The following is a 6,181-nucleotide window of genomic DNA, read 5'->3' as shown; positions in this document are numbered from 1 at the left end:
CTGCCGTTTCAAACCCTGCAATCATCCTTAGTACCGTGGTTTTACCGCAACCGGACGGGCCTAATATCGTGAGAAACTCACCATGATTTACGTTTAGATCAAGATTGCCGATGACTTCCTTACCATCGAAACTTTTACTAATGCCAGTTAACTGTACGACTGGCTTTCCTACTGATTTTTTAGCGTTCAACGTCTGTTTTTCTCCACCTTGGTTCTATTTGAGACCTGTTGCTATACACCTTTAAGGCGCGCATCATAATCACCAAAAACGTGAATTCAAAGCATTTTTTACCATTCATAGATAAAAAAATTCGCAGGTAAAAGTAAACATCCTTTACCATACTGTTATTTATTGGGTTCACACCCTAACAAGTGTCTAATTATTAACCATTAAGACGCAAAAGCAAGCCTTGTTACAGATTCATATTTTAGTTTGCAGCCGACATATGGGTATAATGAAGGCAATTTTTTATCAATAAGTTAGGTGGCTTCGTTTAGTTGGCGCACCTAGGTATCAATATGAACAACGACATCGAAAAAGATTTTAATTTGGGCGGTAGTATCGACCGTGCACTTTCCGGCGATTATGAGCTCAAAGCAACGGCTGTATTCCAAGAAGCTTGGAAACATACGATAAGTCACTTTCTTTCGTTTTCCCCTGCGATTGTTGCGCTGATGTTCGTGCAATTGGCTATCTTTTATATCGCACTAAAACTGCAGCTTGGTGACCCCGCGATTATCTTAGATGCGGTTATCGACCCAGAGGCATTTACACCACAGGTCGTTGAATCCATTTTTATTGCTAACTTCAGCTACGAAGTAATCAGCGCGCCTATCTATGCTGGCATCTGTTTAATGGCAATGAGCCACGTCGCAGGCTTACAAACCAAAGTGCGTCATATCGGAAAAGGTTTACAGTTCACGGTTCCAGTCATTCTCGTTACTTTGTTCAGCCTCATGCTTCAAGGCATCGCAGGTATGCTTTTGCCATTTTTGTCTATCTACTTCTCACTAGCATTCAGCAATTCAATTCTGCTGATTTGTGATAAGAAAGTACCGCCAATGCAATCGCTGCTGCTTTCTCTAAGAGCGGTAAATAAGAAAATCTTCGTCGTCGCATCTATCTACTTAATGGTTATGCTGATGTTCATCGTGGCAGCAATGATGTACGGCATTGGCTTGATATTCGTTCTTCCGTTTTTCTTTCATGTGAAAGGCATCATCTACCGTGAAATGTTTGGTATCAAACTGAAGGTTATTGCGTCAGATCGACCTAATAATGATGACGACAACAGCAACGGCGACAGTAATAACGACGGCAACAACAGTAACGATGGTAACAAAAACAAAAACCCTCAGGTGTTCGATGCGTAATAATGTCAAAGGCAGCGCAAGTAAATCACTTGCGCTAAAGGTAACTGCACTAGCGATTGTGGGGTCTATTTCACTGGTTGGTCCATACATTTACCAAGAAGAAGAGCGCCGACGTTCGGCAGACCAAAGTTCAAATACATCAAGTGAGTTTGGTGATTTGACCGTGGCTTCAGATCGACCAAATTTTGCTGCTATCGAAGATGTGAACGTGAAAAAAGACACATTCTTTTCGTTCCTTCGCCCAAGCATCAATATTGAAAACAAACGTATCACCAAAGAACGCGCGTTTTTAACTAAGCTATCTGAATCTGGTTTGAGCAATATTGACTCTGAAGACGCGTCTTATGCGAAAAGGCTAGGGAAGTTGTACAGCTTACCAGTACCTAGTGAAGGTTTAAATCAGGTATGGCTGACAGAGATGCTGAGCCGTGTCAACGTACTGCCAGAGGCGCTGGTACTGACACAGGCTGCTAATGAATCGGCTTGGGGGACATCGCGTTTCGCCACCAAAGCCAACAACTATTTCGGACACTGGTGTTACACCAAAGGTTGTGGACTTGTTCCGCTACAACGTAACGAAGGTAGCTCGCATGAAGTAGCAACATTCTCTTCAAGCCAAGAATCGGTGCATCGTTACTTCATGAACCTTAACCGTAACCGTGCTTACGCTGATTTAAGAGCCATTCGAGCAAAGCTTGCTGCACAAGGCGATGATATTTTAACAACCGAAACAGCGACAGAGCTCACCAACGGCTTGTTAAAATATTCTGAGCGAGGTTCAGACTATGTGACTGATTTACAAGCTATGATCCGTCACAACAAGGTATACTGGAAAAAGTAACTCATTTTGATACCAACTTGGTTGCCTTCGAAAGTCGGCTGACACCAAGTAACATCACAAAAAGAGCAGCTCATTGGCTGCTCTTTCTATTTATAAACGCTCAACTTCGACAAGATTAGAATAATGAAAAAGACAGTACTCGCTCTATTAGCCACTTTAAGCCTTGGCGTTTCTCTCCCAGCTTCGGCGCAAGAATACATGTTCACGTATTCTAAACTCTATACTCAGCTGAAAAACAATACCAAAGAAGGGCACGATGATGTCAAAGTTGCGGTCTTCTTTGTTGACCAACAAGCACAGAAAACCTGCCACATCAGCAAAGCTTGGATGGAGAAAGAAGAGCATTACGAAGAGTTAAAAGTGTCTCCTGCGAATGAGCTGCTTCTACCGGTAGATAAAAACCTACGCTCAGCAAACCCTCTTATCTTTGTACAAACCCAAGAACAAGAATGTGCGTATTCGCTCGTCGTAATGACTCAGGAGCCTTTGGCTGGAACGGTTGAGGTTGCACAGTTAGAAAACCTTTTACCACAGATGCAAGCGATGCTAGAAGACGTTAGCGGCATGTTCTCTAGTTGGTTCACTCCCGATATTCAAGGTTTGACGCTAGAATTTGATAGTAAACTTGAAGGCAATATTGCTCTGTCTAACGGTAAGCAAATCCCAATTGAAGAAGGGCGTGCGAAATTCACGCTGGACGAACTGAATGGAAGTGACAGCATCACGTTACCAGAAGCCACAGTTCGCGTTTTGCCTTACATCCCAGCGCAATAATAGCGACCAGCCAGAATCTGTTTGCTCAGCTTAAGATCTTAACGAAACAGCCTGTTCTTCTTTGAACAGGCTGTTTTCGTTTAAAGTCTTAAACCTAAACCTTTAAATCTTGCCAAATCACATATCTCAACGGCCTTTCATCTTTGATTCTAACCTCTTATTAAGACATATTTTTCTCACCGCTAGAGGACAGATCGTATGATAAGGCGGAATCTTTCTCCTGGTTGGCTTGTTTATCCTGCCATTACTGTTCCAACCTGAAATAAAAATCCGTATAATCCACGCCCTAAAACAGTCCCACTAGCAATCTACAGTCGGTAATACGACGGTGTGAGAGTCGCAATGAACCAAAACGAAAATAAAAAAGATACACTTGAATTCAACAAGCTTCAGAAACTTCTAAGAAGAAATGTTGGGAATGCCATCGTCGACTACAACATGATCGAAGAGAATGACGTAGTAATGGCGTGCATTAGTGGCGGTAAAGATTCATTTGCGATGCTAGACATTTTGCTACGTTTGCGTGAAGCAGCACCCATCAAATTTGATGTTGTTGCCGTAAACCTAGACCAAAAACAACCGGGGTTCCCTGAGCATATTCTTCCTGAGTACTTTGAAACTCTGAACATTCCTTACTACATCGTAGATAAAGATACGTACTCAGTGGTAAAAGAAAAAGTGCCGGAAGGTAAGACAACTTGTGGCCTTTGTTCACGTCTGCGTCGCGGTACTTTGTACTCGTTTGCAGAGAAGATTGGCGCAACGAAGATTGCTCTAGGTCACCACCTAGACGACATTGTTGAGACTATGTTCCTGAACATGTTCCACGGTGCTCGCCTTAAGGCTATGCCACCTAAGCTTCGCTCTGACGATGGTCGTAACGTTGTAATCCGTCCTCTGACTTACTGTCGCGAAACTGACCTAATCAAATACGCAGAGCATAAAGAGTTTCCGATCATTCCGTGTAACCTGTGTGGTTCTCAAGAAAACCTGCAACGTCAAAACATCAAAGCGATGCTAATTGATTGGGATAAACAGACTCCAGGCCGTGTTGAGAAGGTCTTCAAGTCAATTCAGAACGTGAGCCCAAGCCAATTGGCTGACCGTGAGTTGTTTGATTTCATTAACCTTCCACTGGATCGTAGCGAAGATCGCAAAGCATACGAATTCGAAGAAGCTGAAATCTCGTCTTCAAACATTGATGAGTCAATGTTCATCGACGTAACTAACGTATAACGCGATATAAACGATTCTGTTGTTGGAATCGCGCAAGCTTTAGATAAACAAAAACGCCTCAAGCATTGCTTGAGGCGTTTTTTATAATTAAAAATCAGCTATTTAGACAGGTTCGGATCGAGAGGGCTAACGTAACCTGACGGTTTAAGAGCCAGTACATCGCAGTTAATCTTGTCGATGACATGTTCCGCAGTATTGCCAATAAACACGGCAGACAAGCCAGTACGACCTGTTGTACCAAGGATAACCATAGCAGCATTGTGTTCAGACGCTACACGAGGAATAACATCTTCAGGCAAGCCTTGCTCAACCACGGTTTGCTCTTCACACATACCGTGTTTCTGGCGTAGTGCTTTCATCGCGGTTAAGTGATGGCCACGAACCGCATCAGTATAAGAGGTTGGGTCAAACTCTGGCAATTCGATTGTGATATTCGCAGGTGTCACCGGGTAGGCGTTCACCAAGAACGGTTCAGCATCCAAACGACCAGTGATCTCAAGTAATCTGTCGACCATCGTATCATTGAGCTCTAAGTGAGCTTCTGTTTCAGAGCCAACATGAACGGAAGCGTAGATCTTCGCGTGTTCTGGCCAGAAATCATTTTTAACCAACAACACTGGGCTAGGGCACTTTCTTAATAGGTGCCAGTCGGTTGGAGTAAAGATGACCGATTCTAAGGTATCGTGCTTACGCGTGCCTTTGATCAAAATGTCATGCTCACCACTGTAAACCTCAGCAATGATCGCTTCATACGGGCGATTATGCCAAACCACTTGTACGTTAAATTCAATAGAATCATCAAGGTAAGGAGCAGCAACCTTATTCATCCAAATTTCACGCTGATGAATTACGCCTTTGCGCATTGCGTCTCTCTCATCGACAGAGAGCATAGATGTCATTTCATACGAGAAGTCGTAGATCGACAAAAAGAAAGTGATGTGGCTTGTTGAGGTGCTTTTCTTGGCAAGTTGGATAGCACGAACTAGAGCAGGTTGCTCATCGTGATTAATGTCTGCGACAACTAAAATTTTGTTATAGATACTCATAACTAAGCCTACTTTTCAGACCGAACATATAAATAATGTAGCGTAGTTATGGAGAGAATAAGAGAAATATAAGAGGTTTTAAGAGAGAAACATGATGTAGCTCATTATTGAACTACATCATTGATATCTAGACTATTCTTTTGAAACGCCAGCAAGTTCCATCAACGCATCGTGATCTTCGATAGTGATGTATTTGCCTTTAACGCTCAAGATGTCCGCTTTTTGGAAACGACCTAACAGACGGCTGATTGTTTCAACAGTCAAACCAAGGTAGTTACCAATATCGCCACGAGTCATCGTTAAGCGGAACTCACGAGGGCTGAAGCCACGCTGAGAGAAGCGAGTTGAAAGGTTGTAAAGGAATGCCGCAAGGCGCTCTTCCGCGTTCTTTTTAGAAAGAAGCAGAATCATTTCCTGGTCACCTTTAATCTCATTACTCATCAAACGCATAATCTGCTGACGCAATTTAGGCATTTTCCCTGATAAGTCATCGAGAATCTCATATGGAATTTCACATACCATAGAAGTTTCCAAAGCTTGAGCGAAACTAGGGTGTTCGTCACCCGTGATCGCGTCAAAGCCAACAAGATCGCCCGCTAAGTGGAATGCAGTAATCTGCTCATCACCTTGCTCGGTAATCGTATAGCTTTTAATCGTTCCAGAGCGAATAGCATAAAGAGACTTCAGTTCGTCTCCCGCTTTAAATAGCTCTTGGCCTTTTTGAATAGGTTTCTTTCTTTCAATGATCTGATCAAGTTGATCTAGCTCAGATTCATTCAAAGTAAATGGGATACAGAGTTGGCTAATACTACAATCTTGGCAGTGGATCGCACAGCCACCAGACTGAACTCGTTTCGTCACAGGCTTTTCAGAAATCATAACAATCTTTCACTATTTGATATACGTCAAT

At 42.9% G+C, this 6,181-nt stretch carries 7 protein-coding genes; 4 read left to right on the top strand and 3 right to left on the bottom strand.

Annotated elements, in window-relative coordinates:
* Window positions 1-190, bottom strand: a 190-nt coding sequence (locus tag AACR09_RS20310; protein ID WP_228010768.1) for an ATP-binding cassette domain-containing protein, incomplete at its 3' end; no start/stop codon positions are given.
* Between the two features lie 329 nt (window positions 191-519).
* On the opposite strand from AACR09_RS20310, the gene AACR09_RS20305 reads away from it, so the two are divergent.
* The 4 genes from AACR09_RS20305 to ttcA all read left to right on the top strand — a co-directional run bounded on the left by AACR09_RS20305 (window position 520) and on the right by ttcA (window position 4,225).
* The gene (locus tag AACR09_RS20305) at window positions 520-1,374 is read left to right on the top strand and encodes a hypothetical protein (protein WP_102557211.1); all 855 of its coding nucleotides are present in this window, start codon (window positions 520-522) and stop codon (window positions 1,372-1,374) included.
* A complete protein-coding gene (locus AACR09_RS20300) occupies window positions 1,367-2,215 on the top strand; it encodes a glucosaminidase domain-containing protein (protein ID WP_193835589.1) in 849 nt (282 codons plus the stop codon). Before AACR09_RS20305 ends, AACR09_RS20300 begins: the two co-directional genes overlap by 8 nt.
* A 123-nt stretch (window positions 2,216-2,338) precedes the next feature.
* On the top strand, window positions 2,339-2,989 hold the full coding sequence (locus AACR09_RS20295) for a DUF2987 domain-containing protein (protein WP_193835588.1): 651 nt from the start codon (window positions 2,339-2,341) through the stop codon (window positions 2,987-2,989).
* 342 nt (window positions 2,990-3,331) lie between these two features.
* A complete protein-coding gene (ttcA, locus tag AACR09_RS20290) occupies window positions 3,332-4,225 on the top strand; it encodes a tRNA 2-thiocytidine(32) synthetase TtcA (RefSeq protein WP_004733695.1) in 894 nt (297 codons plus the stop codon).
* A 98-nt stretch (window positions 4,226-4,323) separates the two neighbouring features.
* Here ttcA and uspE read toward each other — a convergent pair whose 3' ends face one another.
* Together uspE and AACR09_RS20280 are read right to left on the bottom strand one after the other, a co-directional pair.
* Window positions 4,324-5,271 carry a universal stress protein UspE gene (gene uspE / locus AACR09_RS20285; protein ID WP_004733693.1) on the bottom strand — a complete coding sequence of 316 codons (948 nt, stop codon included), beginning with the start codon at window positions 5,269-5,271 and terminating at the stop codon, window positions 4,324-4,326.
* Window positions 5,272-5,403: 132 nt separating this feature from the next.
* On the bottom strand, window positions 5,404-6,150 hold the full coding sequence (locus AACR09_RS20280; RefSeq protein ID WP_004733691.1) for an FNR family transcription factor: 747 nt from the start codon (window positions 6,148-6,150) through the stop codon (window positions 5,404-5,406).
* Window positions 6,151-6,181 lie beyond the last annotated feature (31 nt).

The organism is Vibrio sp. OPT20 (genome assembly GCF_963889365.1).
Lineage (GTDB): Bacteria > Pseudomonadota > Gammaproteobacteria > Enterobacterales > Vibrionaceae > Vibrio > Vibrio splendidus.
The sequence above is the reverse complement of the archived record's forward strand: the minus strand, read 5'-3'. Positions and strand labels throughout refer to the sequence as shown.